We start from the raw sequence: 16,056 nt of genomic DNA on the forward strand, positions 1-16,056 counted from the left end.
GCATCCCGCGGCGGGCATTCGAGCCGGCTGGCGCCCGGCTCCCGACTCCGAAAGATCTCATGAAACGCATCACACAGCTCGTCACCCTGGTCGCCCTGACGACTCTTCTGGCTGTCGGTGGCGGCACCGCGGCCTCGGCCCGTGGCACGGCCTCCGTCACCGCCAGCCCCAGTACGGTCGCGGTCGACGAGACCACGACGATCACCGCCACCGGGCTCGGTGGGCTGGAGGACGCCTTCTTCGGCCTCGCCGGTTCACCGGGGGGTCTGCTCTCGACGCAGTCGGGTGGGGCCGGCTCCACCGACGTCAGCAGCCCGGCGAACGACGGCCAGGCCACGGCGTACTTCCGCGCGACGCAGGCGGGCACCTTCACCGTCGCCGTCGGAGACGGCGAGACCGTGCTGGGCACCGTGTCGGTGACGGTCAGCGGGTCGGCACCTCAGCCCACCGCGACGTCGCAGACCCCCATCATCGAGGTCGATTCCTCGCTGGTCGTCGGGCAGAAGACGCAGGTGGAGGCGAAGGTCAGCGGCCTCGAGACCGTCGGCTTCGGCCTGGACTCCACGGACGGCGGGTCCTTCAGCGACGGAAGCAGCAGCGGGCCGTCGATCACGACCGCCGTCACCGACGGCACGGCCACGGTCGAGTTCACGCCCGCGCGCGCCGGCTCCGTGACCATCGCCTTGTCGGACGGCGAGACGGTGCTCGCCTCCGCCGTCGTCCAGGTCGCGGCCGCACCGGTCACCCCGTCAGCGACGCCCACGCCCAGCGCGACGCCCTCCGCGAGCCCGACGCCCGCCCCGGTCGCGGACTCTGCTCCGGTGCTGCCCTGGATCCTGCTCGTCGTCGCGATCCTCGTCATCGCCGGACTGATCGTCTGGCTGGTGGTCTCCCGCCGTCGGGGCTCCGGCGCGCGTCGGAGCGGTCCGACCGCGGACTGACGGAGAACGCGTGAGGGGTCGCTTCCTGTCGCCGAACCGGAATCCGGGCGACAGAAGACGACCCCTCACGTGCGCCGTCAGGAGCGAAGCCTCACCGACCCCATCGTCGCGGTCACGTCGACCGTGGCCGTGGCCGACGGGCTCGTGCGCAGACCGTTGTCGACGGAACCGGCGCCGTCATCGACGCGGACGCGGTATTCGTCGTCGGGCAGCATGACGTCGGCGGAGCCGGCAGTCACCTCGACGTCGGTGCGGGTCGGGGTGACCCCGCTGAGTGTCGCCGTCAGCTCGCCCCCGGCCACCTCGAAGGCGGCTGTGTCAGCGTCGATGATCGCGGCCGTGGCCGATCCGCCCGTCACCGTCACGTCGATGTCGCGTGCTGCACCGTCGAGAGTGGCAACGCCTCCGGCGACCTCCACCGTCACGTCGCCGAAGCCGCCGGTCAGTTCCAGCGCACCGCCGGTGACCCGGATGTCGGCGGCGATCCCGGATCCGTCGAGATCCCAGGGCAGGGTGAGCGTGGCCCGCGCCGCGCGCCCCGCGTCGACGAACGAGCCGGAGGGCGAAGCGACGCGCAGGGAATCCCCGTCCTGGTCGAACGTCCACCCCTGTCGGCCGCGGCTGTCCGCATCGAGCTGGGGCGACTCGACATCGCCGTACTCGACCGTGAGTTCACCCCCGGCCAGGTCGATCTGCAGGTCGGTGAGCGACAGCGCCGAGCTTTCGGACGACACGTCGTACGACGACGTCTCGCCCCGCCAATCGGCCATGCCCGCCACGGCCGACACTCCGGTACCGGCGAGGGTGCCGACGGCGACGACCGCACCGACGACGATGGTGGCCACCGACACGGCGAAGGCGGCACCGCGACGACGGGGCGGCTCGGGGGCGGCGGGGGTGGGGAGGGGCGTCTGCGCGGTCATGAGGTGGCTCCGGTGTGATCGTGGCCGAGGTGGACGAGGGCGGCGATCACGCGGCGGTTGCCGGTCTCGTCCTGCTCCAGGCCCAGCTTGGTGAAGATGGCGGTGATGTACTTCTCGACGCTGGCCTCGCTCACGAAGAGCGCGCCGGCGATGGCCTGATTCGAGCGGCCCTCGGCGATCAGCGCGAGAACGCTCCGCTCGCGCTCGGTGAGACTCTGCAGACGCTCGTCGCGGCGTCGCCGCGTGAGCAGCTGCGCGACGACCTCGGGGTCGAGCACCGTCGCGCCGCCGGCGATGGATGCGACCGCGGCGAGGAAGTCGGCGACGTCGGCCACCCGGTCTTTCAACAGGTACCCCAACGCGCCCTGCCCGTCGGCGATGAGATCGCTCGCGTACCGTTCCTCGACGTACTGCGACAGCACGAGGACGGCGAGACCCGGATGCCGGGACCTCAGCGCGATCGCCGCACGGATGCCCTCGTCGGTCCAGGTCGGCGGGAGCCGTACGTCGAGGATGCACAGCTCCGGCGCCGTCTCGGCGACCGCGGCCTCGAGCCCCGCGGCATCCGGGAGGGCGGCGACGACCTCGTGGCCGTCGTCGGCGAGCAGGCGCACGAGTCCCTCTCGCAGCAGCACCGAGTCCTCGCAGATCAGGATGCGCACGGGACGTTCACCTCCACCGTGGTCGGGCCGCCCTGCGGGCTGTCGATGCGCGCCGTGCCGCCCGCGGCGGCGACGCGGTTGACGATGCCGTCCAGGCCGCCGCCGGGGACGATCCGCGCGCCCCCGAGCCCGTCGTCTTCGATGCGCGCCCAGAGCGAGCCGTCCTCACGCGCCCGCACGTCGACGCGACAGGCGGCGGCGCGGGAGTGCTTCGCGGCGTTGGTGAGCGTCTCAGCGATGGCGAAGTAGACGGCCTCCTCCGCCGCGCGACCGCATCGCCGCGGCAGACGCACGTCGAGCGTCACCGGGATGTGTGAGCGGGATGCCAGGGCCGACAGCGCGGCATCCAGTCCCCTGTCTTCGAGCACCGAGGCGTGGATGCCACGGGCGAGCTGACGCAGTTCGGTGATGGCCGACTTCGTCGAGGCGTGCGCCTCGGCGATCAACGCCTTCGCGGCCTCGGGGTCGTCGTCGATCTTCGTCTGAGCGAGGCCCAGCGTCATACCGATCGACACGAGGCGCGGCTGGACGCCGTCGTGCAGGTCGCGCTCGATGCGCGTGCGCTCCACCTCGGCGGCCCGGACGGCGCCGGCCCGACGGGTGTCGGAGGTGCGGGCCTGCTCGACCAACTGCGCCTCGCGGGAGGGGACGAAGATCGCCCGCACGATCACGCCGTGCAGGATCGCGAGGCCGACGATGACGCCGAGGGCGACGATGATCGCCGCGACTCCCGTCAGGGGCGCCGCGATCCCGGGGAGCGGCAGGATGCCGAGCAGGCGCGTGTCGGACCACCCGAAGATCGGGCTCGCCGTGAGACCGATCCCCCACGACACCACGCCGATCGCGGCGATCGTGGCGAGACCCAGAACAGTCGCGATGGCGAAGGATGCCACGGCGCGCCACTGCAGCGGGTCGATGGCCTGCAGCCAGATGGTGTGCAGCACCCCGAGGAAACCGGGCTTCGGACTGCGGCGCGGGCGGATCGGCGCGAGTCCGAGGCCGTAGAGGCCGTCGACGCGGGCACGCTCGAACCAGGCCACCGCGAAGAGCGCGTAGACGAAGACGACGAGCACCACGACGCCGATGAGCAGGGCGGGGAGCAGCCCGAATCCCGAGCCGAAGAGGCCGAACAGGGCGGTGAAGACGGCGGGGCCCACGACGCCGAGGGCGGCGAGGTGCGCGGCTGCGCCGGCGACGCGACCCGGCGAGGAGATACGCACCTTCGGCGGGACGGCGACGGCGGTCGACGCGGGCGGCGCGGTCGGAGCGGTGGCGTCGTGCGCGGAGGACGCGCCGGGGATCGGCGGCGGGGGCGGGAGAACGGATGCCGTGGTCATGGCATCCACGCTATGACTCCCTCCCTCGCGACACCTCCCGGTCAGCCCCCGGCTCGATTCGGGTTATCCCGAAGCCGGAGACGACGAACGCCCCGCCGCACGAGGCGACGGGGCGTTCCAGGAGGGCGTGGATCAACCGCGCGTGCGGTTCTTGTTCCACACGTCGAAGGCCACGGCCAACAGCAGCACGAGACCCTTGATGAACTGCTGCACGTCGGTCGAGATGCCCATGAGCGACATGCCGTTGTTCAGCACACCCATGACCAGACCACCGGCGATCGCGCCGACCACGCGGCCGACACCACCCTGGACGGCGGCTCCACCGATGAAGGATGCCGCGATGGCGTCCAGTTCGAAGAGGTTTCCGGCGCCGGGTCCGGCGGAGTTCAGTCGGCCCGTGAACACGATGCCGGCGAGGGCCGCGAGCACACCCATGTTCACGAACAGCATGAAGTCGACGCGGCGGGTGTTGATACCCGACAGCTTCGCGGCGGTGCGGTTTCCACCGATCGCGTAGATGTGGCGGCCGAAGACGCTGCGGCTCATCACGGTCGAGTACCCGATGATCAGCACCGCGAGCACGACGAGCACGATCGGCGTGCCGCGCGAACCGGGGGCCACACCGAGCAGGTAGGTGAGGTACACGATGAGTGCGCCGCCGCCGACGACCTTCACGAGGAAGGCGACCTGGGGCTCGTTCTGCAGCTCCAGCGCCGCACGCTTCGCCCGCTGGCGCACCTGCGACACCACGAAGAGCACCAGGGTCAGAACGCCCAGGGCGACGGTGATCCACTCCGCCGGCGACGAGGTGGCCGGGAACAGGTCGGGGAAGAGGTAGCCGCCGCCGAGCTGGCGGTACTCGGTCGGGAAGGGCGTGATCTGCGTGTTGCCCAGGGTCATCTGCGTCAGACCGCGGAACAGGAGCATGCCCGCCAGCGTCACGATGAAGGCCGGGATGCCGATGTAGGCCACCCAGAAGCCCTGCCACATGCCGACGACCGCGCCGATCAGGAGCGACAGCACGATGCCGAGCCACCAGGGCATGCCCCACTCGACGATGAACACACCCGAGACCGCACCGACGAAGGCGGCGACGGAGCCGACCGACAGGTCGATGTGGCCGGCGATGATGATCATCACCATGCCGATCGCGAGGATCAGGATGTAGCTGTTCTGGACGATGATGTTCGACACGTTGCCCGCGGTGAGCAGTCGCCCGCCGGTCAGCGCCTGGAACAGCAGCACGATGACGATGAGGGCAATGAAGATGCCGATCTCGCGCAGGCGCGAGGTGAAGAACTGCACGAGGCCACCGGCACCGCTGCCGGCGCCGCCGCCGACGGGTCCCTTCGGCGTGGCGGGACCCTTCGGGGTCACGGTGTTGTCAAGCGCTGACATGGTCGGCTTCCTTTTCCTTCGTCATGAGCACCATGAGTGCCTCGGGAGTTGCCTCTTCGATGGGCAGCTGGCCGGTGATGTGGCCTTCGCTGAGGGTGTAGATGCGGTCGCAGATGCCGAGGAGTTCGGGCAGCTCGGACGAGATGACCAGCACCCCCTTCCCCTGGGCCGCGAGGGCGTTGATGATCGTGTAGATCTCGTACTTCGCGCCCACGTCGATGCCGCGGGTCGGCTCGTCGAGGATCAGCACCTCCGGGTCGGAGAACAGCCACTGCGACAGCACGACCTTCTGCTGGTTGCCGCCCGAGAGCTTGCCGACGACCACGTCGACGCTGGGGGCCTTGATGTTCATCGACTTGCGGTAGCGGTTGGCGACCAGGTACTCCTCGTCGCCGTCGACGAAGCCGCCCTTGACGAGCTTGCGCATGCCCGCGAGCGAGATGTTGCGCTTGATCGTGTCGATCAGGTTGAGCCCTGCGCCCTTGCGGTCCTCGGTGACGTACGCGAGACCGCTGCGGATGGCGTTGGGCACTGTGGAGGTGTCGGCCTTCTTGCCGTTGATGTAGACGGTGCCCGAGATGCGCGAGCCGAAGCTCTTGCCGAACACGCTCATCGCCAGCTCTGTGCGGCCGGCGCCCATGAGACCGGCGATACCGACGACCTCACCGGCGCGGACGTTGAGGTTCGCCTGGTGGATGACGGTGCGCGCGGCATCCGTGGGGTGACTGACGTTCCAGTCCTCGATGCGCAGGACCTCGTCGCCGATCTCGACGTCGCGGTCGGGGTAGCGGTTCTCGAGCTCGCGGCCGACCATGCCGCGGATGATGCGGTCTTCGCTCGTGCCGCCGGTGGCCACGTCGAGCGTCTCGATCGTGCGACCGTCACGGATGATCGTGACCTCGTCGGCGATCGCGCGGATCTCGTTCAACTTGTGGCTGATGATGATGCAGGTGATGTTCTGACCGCGCAGGTGGCGGATCAGGTCGAGCAGGTGCTCGGAGTCGTCGTCGTTGAGGGCGGCGGTCGGCTCGTCGAGGATGAGGAGCTTGACGTCCTTCGACAGCGCCTTGGCGATCTCGACGAGCTGCTGCTTGCCGACGCCGATCTCGTTGACGGGCACGTCGGGGCTGTCGCCCAGGCCCACGCGGGCGAGGAGCTTTGCCGCCTCGCGGTTCGTGGCATCCCAGTCGATCAGGCCCCGGTGGGTGATCTCGTTGCCGAGGAAGATGTTCTCGGCGATCGACAGGTAGGGGCTGAGGGCCAGCTCCTGGTGGATGATGACGATGCCGGCCGCTTCGCTGTCGCGGATGTCCTTGAACTCGACGGTGTTGCCGTCGAAGACGATCTCACCGCGGTAGTCGCCCGCGGGGTACACACCGCTGAGCACCTTCATGAGGGTCGACTTGCCGGCGCCATTCTCGCCGCAGATGGCGTGAACCGTTCCGCGCTCGACGGTCAACGACACGTCGGCGAGCGCGATGACGCCGGGGAACTCCTTGGTGATCGAGCGCATCTCGAGGATGGTGCTCACGAGGTCCTCCTTGCAGAACCGGCTCGTCGCCGGTCGGGATGATGGGGGGGCGGGTGCGCGTCACGCGAACCCGCGGGAGCCCCCGCCGCGACCCGATGGGGCCGCGGCGGAGGCGGGTCGGGAGGGCCGGAGCCTTCCCGGAGGGATCAACCCAGGTCGGCCTCGGTGTAGTAACCGCTGTCGACGAGGATCTCCTTGTAGTTGTCCTTCGTGACGATGGTCGACTCGAGCAGGTACGACGGGACGACCTTCTCGCCGTTGTCGTAGGTCTCTTCGTCGTTGACCTCGGGGGTCTCGCCCTTGCGGATGTCGTCGACCATGGTCACGGCCTGCTTGGCGAGCTCGCGCGTGTCCTTGAAGATCGTCGAGTACTGCTCACCGGCGATGATCGACTTGATCGAGCCGACCTCGGCGTCCTGACCCGTGACGACGGGCAGGTCGCTGGCCGAGTAGCCACCCGAGGTGAGGGCCGAGATGATGCCGATCGACAGACCGTCGTAGGGCGAGAGCACGCCCTGCAGCTTGGTGGAGCCGATGACGGTGAGGATGTTCTCCATGCGCTCCTGCGCCGTCTCGGGCAGCCAGCGGAGGATCGCGGCCTGGCCGAACTCGGTCTGACCCGAGGGGACGACGAGCGTGCCCTTGTCGAGGTACGGCTGCAGCGTGTCGATGGCGCCCTGCCAGAAGAACGTGGCGTTGTTGTCGTCGGGGCTACCGGCGAACAGCTCCACGTTGAAGGGACCCGCGGCACCCGTGTCGGCGCCCGATGCGTCGAGCACACCGAGGCCCGTGAGGAGCGACGTGGCCTGCTGCACGCCGACCTTGTAGTTGTCGAACGTCGTGTAGTAGTCGACGTTGGGCGTGCCGTTGATGAGGCGGTCGTACGCGATGACGGGGATGTCGGCGTCGGCTGCCTGCTGGAGCACGTCGGTGAGCGTGGTGCCGTCGATCGAGGCGATGATCAGGGCCTTGGCGCCCGTGGTGATCATGTTCTCGATCTGCGAGACCTGGGTGGGGATGTCGTCGTTGGCGTACTGCAGGTCGACCTCGTAGCCGAGCTCCTCGAGCTGCGACTTGACGTTGTTGCCGTCGGCGATCCAGCGCTCCGACTGCTGCGTCGGCATTGCGACACCGATGATGCCGCCCGCCTCTTCTTCGCCGCCACCCGCGTTGCCGCCGGTACGGTCGCCCGCGCAACCCGCGAGTCCGATGCCGAGCGCCAGGACGCCGGCTCCGGCGACCGCCTTGAGCATGCTGTGCTTCTTCACTCTGGTTCCCTCCATTGGGTGTTAGTCGCGATGTCTCCCCCTGGAGTCCATCGCAGGCACTGCTGACGGAGCATTCCGAGCACGCACGGCCTCAGGGGCGAAACGAAGGGCCGGTCGGTGGCGTGGGAGAACCCGCGTCGTTCGAAACGTCTTCGTCTCGACGGATCCGCTCCGCAGCGAGTCCCGTCGGCCGTGTGACCCGGTCATGTGACCGTTCACATTGTGTGTGTGATGCTACCGCGCCCGGCGGTCAACCTGTCAAGTCTCGGGGCGAATGACATCGAGCCGTTGCCGAAACGTGACGAAATCAGCGCGAGGGTGGGGCGGTCGACGACCGCACGATCAGACGCAGGTGGTCGGGCTCGGCCGCGGGTACATCGCCCTCGAACTCGCCGAGCGTGGTGAGCAGATCGGCGACGGCGCGCGTACCGATCCCCCCGAAGTCCTGCCGCACGGTGGTCAGCGGTGGCCAGAGGTGGGCTGATTCGGGTACGTCGTCGAAGCCGATCACCGAGATGTCTTCGGGGACCGAGCGACCTATGGCCCGAACGGCATGCATGAACCCCAGCGCCATATGGTCATTCCCCGCGAACACCGCCGTGACGTCTTCCGTGCGCAGCAGCTCTCGTCCGGCTTCATAACCGAACTGCGCGGTCCAGTCGCCCAGCACCGGCGGCCTCGGCGGGAGGTCGTTCGCATCCATCTCCGCCAGGTAGCCCCGCATGCGATGGTCGGCCTCGATCCAGTCGCGCGGGCCGGCGATGTGCAGGATGCGGGTGTGTCCCAGCTCGATCAGATGACGCACGGCGGCACGCGCCCCCGCGGCCTGATCGTTGTGCGAGGTCGAGACCCCCGTGGATGCCACGGTCTGCACCGGCACCGGGAGCTTCAACTCCTCGAGGATCGGGATCACGCGGGTCTGCGGCGCCACCGCGATGAGCCCCTCGACCGACTGCTGCATGAGGTGGTCGATCGACGCGCGCACATCGTCGGGGTCGCTCGTGGCGAGATTCGTGACGGTCAGCCGATAACCCGCGGCGCGTGCGGCGGACTCGATCGCCTGCACCATGGATGCCACGCCGTGGGTCGTCACGCGCGGGCCCAGCACGCCGATGAGACGCGATCGACTGGTAGCCAGGGCTCGGGCGGCCTGGTTCGGCACGAACTTCAGCTCGGCGATCGCCGAACGCACCTTGGCCGCCGTCTCGGGGCGCAGCTGCGAGCTGTTGTTGATCACCCGCGACACCGTCTGGTAAGACACCCCCGCCACCCGGGCGACATCGCGGATGCTCGGGGCGCGCCCTGTCGCCCCCGGGATATCGGTGTCGCTCATCGTCCGCCTCATTGCGGGTCGCGCGCTGCTGCGTGACCGGTCACACGAGGATAGCCGACGACGCGAGAGGGGTGCACCCGGCGATCCACGAACAGGTTCGTGCGGGTGAACCCCATGACCCGGGGTGCCGTCGCGCGCCGATACGGTGGATGCCATGACCGGACTGCATTGGGGCATCCTCGCGACGGGCGGCATCGCCCACGCCTTCACCTCCGACCTTCGCACGGCGGGCTTGCACGTCGCCGCCGTGGGTTCCCGCCGCATCGACAGCGCCCGCGAGTTCGCGGCGCAGTACGACATCGCGAACGCCCACGGCTCGTACGAAGAACTCGTGGCCGACCCCGACGTCGACATCATTTACATCGCGACCCCGCACCCCGGCCACATCGACAACGCCCTGCTCGCGCTGAATCACGGCAAGCACGTGCTCGTCGAGAAGCCCTTCGCCCTCAACGCGACCGAGGCGACGATCATCCGCGATCGCGCCGCCGAGAAGGGCCTGCTCGCCATGGAGGCGATGTGGACGCGCTACCTGCCGCACATGGTGCGCATCCGCGAGATCCTCGCCGCCGGCACCCTCGGCGAGGTGCGAGTCGTCTCGGCCGACCACACCCAGAAGCTCCCCACCGACCCCGCGCACCGCCTGAACGACCTCGCGCTCGGCGGCGGCGCCCTTCTCGACCTGGGCATCTACCCCATCTCGTTCGCCGTCGACGTGCTCGGGCTGCCCGAGCGCATCACCGCCCTCGCCCGCCTCTCGGATGCCGGCAGCGACGCCGAGATCGCGACGACGTTCGTGCACGCGGGCGGCGCGGTCTCCACCACGGTCTCGTCGTCGCGGGGCGCCGGCACGAACGCCGCGCAGATCGTCGGAACCGAGGCGCGCATCGAGATCGACCGCGTCTGGTACACGCCCACCTCGTTCCGCGTCGTGTCGCCCGACGGCGATGTGCTCGAGGATTTCTCCTCCGAGGTCGAGGGGCGCGGCATGCAATATCAAGCGCTCGCCGCCGAACGCTTCGCGGCCGATGGCACCGCCGCGAACGACATCCTCCCGATCGACGAGACCGTCGCGATCATGGGCGTGCTCGACGAGGTGCGCCGCCAGATCGGCGTCGTCTACCCCGGCGAGCGCTGAGCACCGACGCGCGCGGTCCTCGCGCGGGAGGTGTTTCCGCCTTCCCGGGCGCGGGGTTTCTGCGCACCCGGCGGACGGGTCAAACTGGAGTCATGCCCGACACCCAGACCGCCCGCGTCGCCGTCTACCTCGACTTCGACAACATCGTGATGTCGTGGTACGACCGCGTTCACGGGCGCAACGCTTATTCGCGTGACCGGCAGAAGATCGCCGACAGCCCGGTCGACCCCGAGATCACCGAGCGGCTGACGAAGGCGACGATCGACGTGGGAGCGATCATCGACTACGCGGCATCGTTCGGCACCCTCGTGCTGACCCGGGCGTACGCCGATTGGTCCGCTCCGGTCAACGCCGAGTACCGCTCGCAGTTGGTGGCCCGCGCGGTCGACCTCGTGCAGCTCTTCCCCGCGGCGGCCTACGCGAAGAACGGCGCCGACATCCGCCTGGCGGTGGATGCCGTGGAAGACATGTTCCGCCTCCCCGACCTGACGCACGTGGTCATCGTCGCCGGCGACAGCGACTACGTTCCCCTTGCGCAGCGGTGCAAGAGGCTCGGGCGGTACGTCGTGGGCGTCGGCGTGGCGGGCTCCACCGCGAAATCGCTCGCGGCGGCCTGCGACCGCTTCGATGCGTACGACTCCCTGCCCGGCATCCCGAACCTGGCCGAGACCAAGAAGGATTCCCCGCCCTCGCGGCCCCGGGCGCGCAAGCGCTCCAAGGACCCGGCTGTCGACCTGCTCGAGCGGGCGATGCAGCTGGAGGGAGAGCGCGCCGACGGGGAGTGGCTGCACGCGTCGGCGGTGAAAGACCTCATGAAGCGTCTCGACCCATCCTTCAGCGAGAAGGCGCTGGGATTCCGCAGCTTCTCGGACTTCCTGAAGGCGCAGACCGAGCACGTCGAGGTAGACGAAGAGTCCAACGTCGTGCAGGTGAAGGCGGTCGTCCGCGGCTGACGGAGAGGGCCTCGGCGTTCAGCGGCGCTCGGCACCGGGGGCGACGTGTGCGAGCACGCGCTCCCAGACCGAGGTGAGCGTGACGTGTCCGTTGACCGAGGTGATCTCGGCGTCGGGCACGACCTCGGCCTCGGCCGATCGCATCCGCTCGACGTACCACCCGGCGTCGCCGGAATCTGCCGGACCGTCGCCCCCGACGACGACGAGAACCTCGGCGTCGAGGTGGTCGAGGAGGGGTGTGCGCAGATCGCGGCTGAGCGGGTCGGACGGACTCTGCACGCCGACGATGGCCAGGCGGTCCACGACCGGGCCCAGGGCTGCGGCGAGATAGATCGCGATCGGGCCGGCGGAGCGCTCCCCCACCAGTCCGACGATGGCGCCGGGCGCCTCGCGACCGACCAGCTCTCGTAATGCCTCCACGGTGAGACCGGCGGGGGTCTGCCCGCCGAAGACCGGGGGGTCTTCCAGCTCGGGGGCATCGAGCCCCACGGCGACCACGCGCACGTCGTAGCCGGAGGTGACGCGCGCGTCGGGGTCGGTGGTGGCCGCATCTCCGGTGCGCAGAACGAATACGGCGCGCGGCGCCCCGGGTGTTCCGAAACTGCGGTAGCCGAGCTCGCCGTCGAGCCAGGGTGCGAGACTCATCGCGTCGTCCTCTCGGTCCCGTGGCGTGTCACGAGACGATCTCTTCGCCCACCCGGCGACTGCCGGCTGCGTGCTGCCCACGGCATCACACCTCACCCGACTCGTCGGAGTCGGCCGACCCGCCGCCCCCGGGGAGGAGCGAGCGCAGCGTATCGATCGTGTCGGCCTCGGCCGCAGGCTTGTCGGAACGGTAGGCCTTCACGCGCGCGAAGCGCAGCGCCACGCCGCCGGGATACCGCACTGATCGCTGGACGCCGTCGATCGCGATCTCGACGACCGTGTCGGGCACGACCCGGATGCCGCCGGGGATCTCCCCGGCCTCGCGCTCGGAGAAATGCGCGGTCTGCCAGTTCAGCAGCTCGTCGGTGAGGCCCTTGAACGTCTTGCCCACCATGACGAAACCGTCGGGCTGCCCGAAACGGCCCGCGGGGTCTCGCGCCCCGAGGTGCAGGTTCGAGAGCCAGCCCGAGCGCCGCCCCGAGCCGCGTTCGACGCCGAGCACGACGAGGTCGAAGGTGTGCACGGGCTTGACCTTGAGCCAGCTCTTGCCGCGCCGACCAGCCGTGTACGGGGCGTCGAGGCCTTTGACCATCACGCCTTCGTGACCGGCCGCGAGGGCATCGCGCGCGAACGCATCGGCGGTCTCGACGTCGTCCGTGGTCACCGCCGGGATGCGCCAGGGCGAGGCGATCCTCTCCAGTTCTTCGAGTCGGGCCGACAAGGGCTCGTCGACGAGGTCGCGCCCGTCGATGTGCAGGAGATCGAAGAACCACGGGCGCAGGGCGATCTCGCGCGCCGTCTCGGCACCGAAGCGCGCCATCGTGTCTTGGAAGGGGCGCGGACCCCCGTCGTCGTCGAGCGACAGCGTCTCACCGTCGAGGATGACGTCGTCCACCGGCAGACCGCGGACCACCTCGACGATCTCGGGCACCCGGTGGGTGACGTCGGCCAACGTGCGGGTGAACACGTGCACCTCGTCACCATGCCGGTGCACCTGCACGCGGGCCCCGTCGAGCTTGTACTCCACCGACGCCCGGCCGGCGACACCCAGCGCGTCGGCGACCGATGTGGCGGTGGAGGCGAGCATCGGCTGCACCCCGCGACCGACGATGAGGCCCACGGCGGCGAGATCGTCGACCGTGCCGGTCAGGGCCACACGCGCCGTCTGGCCGAGGTCGCCCGAGAGCATCGCGGCGCGCCGCACCGCGGCACCGTCGCGGTCGGAGGCACGAGCGACGGCATCGACGAGCACCCCCTCCAGCGCACCCGTTCGCAGTTCGCCGGTCATGACGCGGATGAGCAGCTGCCACTCCGCCGCCGTCGCCCGCTCGGCCAGCGTGTCGAGGAGCGCCGTGCGGACCGCCGCCGACCCCGCACCGCCGATCCCGGTCAGCCGCGAGAAGGCCTCGTCGACGTCGTCGACCGTCAGCGAGGGCTCGCCGGCGTGCGATCCGCCGCGGCTCGACAACGTGCGCCAGCCGACACCGAGACGACCCTGACGCGGCGACGCCGTCAGCAGGCCCACCGCCGGCACGATCTCGTCGGGCGCGAGAAACCGCAGCACCGCGGCGAGAGCGTCGACCTTCGCCAGCCGCGAGCGTGTGTTCGTCACCGTCGCGAGGGCGGTCTCGATGTCGCTGAAGAGCATGTCGGCATCCTGGCACTCCCCTCCGACATCGGCCCGGCGCTTGCGTCGTCGCGGCGCCCGTGGCATCCGGGGTCCGACCCGCACCGCGGTGTCCCGCGCGGGCCGCCGCAGGACACGACCCCGCATCGGGCCGGCACACGGTGGCCGAGGCCGCAGGCGTTCGCCGGGCGAGCCTACCTTCGCCGGGTCCGGGTGCGCGCCGAACCCGTGCGGTCACGAGTCCGATTCGGGCGCGGACTCGACCGTTCGATGCGAGCTCGGCGTCGGCGCCCCGCGCCGCTCGTCACGGTCGCCGTCCATCACACGTCGCCGACGGCCGCAACCCCCGGCGCGATGTCGGAGGTCTGAGGTGTCCTGGGGGCTCCCCCAGGAATGAGGCATCCGTGAACGCTCCCGCCACCCTCGAACAGTCCGCCCGCACCGCCCGAGAGGTCTTCGGGTGGGACGACCTGCTGCCGGGGCAGGCCGAAGCGATCGACGCGGTCGTCGGCGGGCGCGACACCCTCGTCGTGTTCCCCACGGGCGCGGGGAAGTCGGCGGTGTACCAGATCTCCGGATGCGAGCTCGGCGGCGTGACCGTCGTCATCTCGCCGCTGCTGGCGCTGCAGCGCGACCAGATCGACTCCATCGACGCCGCTCCCGATGCTCCCGCCGCCGTCGCCCTGAACTCCCGCACGAGCGCGTCGGCCAAGAAGGCCGCATGGGCGGCGATCGAGAGCGGCGACGCCGTATACGCGTTCCTCGCGCCCGAGCAGCTGGCGAACAGCGAGGTGTTCGACCGCCTCGCGAAGGCCGATGTGCGTCTCGTCGTCGTCGATGAAGCGCACTGCGTCTCGGCCTGGGGCCACGACTTCCGACCGGACTACGCGCGGATCGGCGACGCCGTCGAGGCGCTCGGGCATCCGCCGGTGTTGGCGCTGACGGCCACGGCATCCGCCCCCGTCCGTGACGACATCGTGGCGAGTCTGGGCATGCGTGAGCCGCACCTCGAGGTGCGCGGCATGGATCGTCCCGAGATCCACATGGCGGTCCGCCGCCACGAGCACGATGACGACAAGCGTCGTGCCGTCATCGCGGATGTCCAGGATGCCGGCGGCCCGGCGCTGGTGTATGTGGCGACCCGCAAAGAGACCGACGCGTACGCCGACGAGCTCACGGCTCTCGGCCTCCGGGCGGCCGCGTATCACGGCGCGATGGCTCAGAAGCGGCGCGACGAGGTGCACTCGGCGTGGAGCGCGGGTGAACTCGATGTCGTGGTCGCGACCTCGGCGTTCGGCATGGGCGTCGACAAGAGCGACGTGCGCCTGGTCGTGCACGCCGACGTCACCGAGTCGCTGGACTCCTATGCGCAGGAGATCGGCCGCGCGGCGCGCGACGGGAAACCCGCCCGGGCGATCCTTCACTACCGCGCCGAAGACTTCTCGCTGCGGTCGTTCTTCGCCGGTGGGCACGCAAAGCGCGCCGACATCGCCGGCGTCTGGGACGCCCTGCGGCGCGCGAAATCGCCCCTGCGCACGAAGGACATCGCCGAAGAGGCCGGCCGCTCGACCCGTGTCATCGGTCGCGTGCTGAACCAGCTCGTCGCGTGCGGTCTGGCCGTGTCGAGCCCCGAGGGCGTCTCGATGCGCGAGCGGGTGTCGGCGGGCGATGCGGTGAGCGCCGTTCGCGAGCGTGACGAGGCCGAGCAGCGTATTCGCGCGTCGCGTATCGAGATCATGCGCGGTTACGCCGAGACGACCCACTGCCGCCGACGCGCGCTGCTCGAGTACTTCGGGGTCGAGGCGTCCGAACGGTGCGGGGCGTGCGACCGCTGCGACAGCGGCGCCGTGGGTCCGGTCGACGTCGACGGCCCTGCGGACGCGGACGAAGACGGCATCCGCATCGACTCCGTCGTCGAGCACGGCGAATTCGGCACCGGCACGGTCATGGGGATCGAAGACGACCGGCTCACCGTGTTCTTCCCCGAGCACGGCTATAAAGTTCTCGCCCGCGCGGCTTTCGAGAACGGGATCCTTGAGCTCGGCGAGGCGGCGTAAGCGTCCGGACGTCGCGGGGTAGCGGGAGGCCTCGTCGGGTTCAGCGGCTGCGCGAGGAGCTGACTCGTCGAGTCGAGTCGCATCAGTCGCTCCTGGGGCGTGTTTCGCCCGCCCTTAGGGGCAGCAGGCGCTCCGAACACGCTGCTGTCACGCTGCCCGCGGGCCGCTCTGGCACTCGGGGTGTTCCGCCGGTCCGGAGGTGTGACCCGCTACGGCGGTCCTGGTCGGGGGGGCGCGTTACAG

At 70.0% G+C, this 16,056-nt stretch carries 13 protein-coding genes; 4 read left to right on the forward strand and 9 right to left on the reverse strand.

Annotated features, from left to right (window positions below):
* The first annotated feature begins 59 nt into the window (after nucleotides 1–59).
* Nucleotides 60–941, forward strand: a complete 882-nt coding sequence (locus ACXKZF_RS10530) for a hypothetical protein (protein ID WP_055956980.1) — start codon at nucleotides 60–62, stop codon at nucleotides 939–941.
* A 77-nt stretch (nucleotides 942–1,018) separates the two neighbouring features.
* Here ACXKZF_RS10530 and ACXKZF_RS10535 read toward each other — a convergent pair whose 3' ends face one another.
* From ACXKZF_RS10535 to ACXKZF_RS10565, 7 genes are all read right to left on the reverse strand, one after another.
* Nucleotides 1,019–1,864: a hypothetical protein gene (locus tag ACXKZF_RS10535; protein WP_055956978.1), complete on the reverse strand. Its 846-nt coding sequence runs from the start codon at nucleotides 1,862–1,864 to the stop codon at nucleotides 1,019–1,021.
* Nucleotides 1,861–2,526, reverse strand: coding sequence for a LuxR C-terminal-related transcriptional regulator (locus tag ACXKZF_RS10540; RefSeq protein WP_243222400.1), 666 nt, complete (start codon nucleotides 2,524–2,526; stop codon nucleotides 1,861–1,863). The genes ACXKZF_RS10535 and ACXKZF_RS10540 overlap by 4 nt, the downstream gene beginning before the upstream one ends.
* Complete coding sequence (locus tag ACXKZF_RS10545) at nucleotides 2,514–3,863, reverse strand: sensor histidine kinase (protein ID WP_488984163.1); 1,350 nt, start codon at nucleotides 3,861–3,863, stop codon at nucleotides 2,514–2,516. The genes ACXKZF_RS10540 and ACXKZF_RS10545 overlap by 13 nt, the downstream gene beginning before the upstream one ends.
* A gap of 132 nt (nucleotides 3,864–3,995) precedes the next feature.
* Entirely contained in the window at nucleotides 3,996–5,261 is a 1,266-nt protein-coding gene (mmsB, locus tag ACXKZF_RS10550; protein ID WP_235561284.1) for a multiple monosaccharide ABC transporter permease, read from the reverse strand.
* On the reverse strand, nucleotides 5,248–6,774 hold the full coding sequence (mmsA, locus tag ACXKZF_RS10555) for a multiple monosaccharide ABC transporter ATP-binding protein (protein ID WP_488985992.1): 1,527 nt from the start codon (nucleotides 6,772–6,774) through the stop codon (nucleotides 5,248–5,250). Before mmsA ends, mmsB begins: the two co-directional genes overlap by 14 nt.
* A 164-nt stretch (nucleotides 6,775–6,938) precedes the next feature.
* A complete protein-coding gene (gene chvE / locus ACXKZF_RS10560) occupies nucleotides 6,939–8,045 on the reverse strand; it encodes a multiple monosaccharide ABC transporter substrate-binding protein (protein WP_488985993.1) in 1,107 nt (368 codons plus the stop codon).
* A 322-nt stretch (nucleotides 8,046–8,367) separates the two neighbouring features.
* Nucleotides 8,368–9,393 carry a LacI family DNA-binding transcriptional regulator gene (locus ACXKZF_RS10565; protein ID WP_488984164.1) on the reverse strand — a complete coding sequence of 342 codons (1,026 nt, stop codon included), beginning with the start codon at nucleotides 9,391–9,393 and terminating at the stop codon, nucleotides 8,368–8,370.
* Between the two features lie 154 nt (nucleotides 9,394–9,547).
* Between ACXKZF_RS10565 and ACXKZF_RS10570 the strand changes: the two genes are divergently transcribed.
* Both ACXKZF_RS10570 and ACXKZF_RS10575 read left to right on the forward strand, forming a co-directional pair.
* A complete protein-coding gene (locus ACXKZF_RS10570; protein WP_488984165.1) occupies nucleotides 9,548–10,531 on the forward strand; it encodes a Gfo/Idh/MocA family protein in 984 nt (327 codons plus the stop codon).
* Between the two features lie 92 nt (nucleotides 10,532–10,623).
* Nucleotides 10,624–11,484 carry an NYN domain-containing protein gene (locus ACXKZF_RS10575; RefSeq protein WP_055956966.1) on the forward strand — a complete coding sequence of 287 codons (861 nt, stop codon included), beginning with the start codon at nucleotides 10,624–10,626 and terminating at the stop codon, nucleotides 11,482–11,484.
* An 18-nt stretch (nucleotides 11,485–11,502) separates the two neighbouring features.
* Here ACXKZF_RS10575 and ACXKZF_RS10580 read toward each other — a convergent pair whose 3' ends face one another.
* Entirely contained in the window at nucleotides 11,503–12,129 is a 627-nt protein-coding gene (locus ACXKZF_RS10580) for a hypothetical protein (protein ID WP_488984166.1), read from the reverse strand.
* A gap of 85 nt (nucleotides 12,130–12,214) precedes the next feature.
* Nucleotides 12,215–13,777 (reverse strand): ATP-dependent DNA ligase, encoded by a 1,563-nt coding sequence (locus tag ACXKZF_RS10585; protein ID WP_488984167.1) that lies wholly within the window; start codon nucleotides 13,775–13,777, stop codon nucleotides 12,215–12,217.
* A gap of 383 nt (nucleotides 13,778–14,160) precedes the next feature.
* Here ACXKZF_RS10585 and ACXKZF_RS10590 point away from each other — a divergent pair, with 383 nt between their 5' ends.
* On the forward strand, nucleotides 14,161–15,813 hold the full coding sequence (locus ACXKZF_RS10590; RefSeq protein WP_488984168.1) for a RecQ family ATP-dependent DNA helicase: 1,653 nt from the start codon (nucleotides 14,161–14,163) through the stop codon (nucleotides 15,811–15,813).
* The last annotated feature ends 243 nt before the right edge of the window (nucleotides 15,814–16,056 follow it).

Source organism: Microbacterium sp. ABR10 (assembly GCF_057812175.1).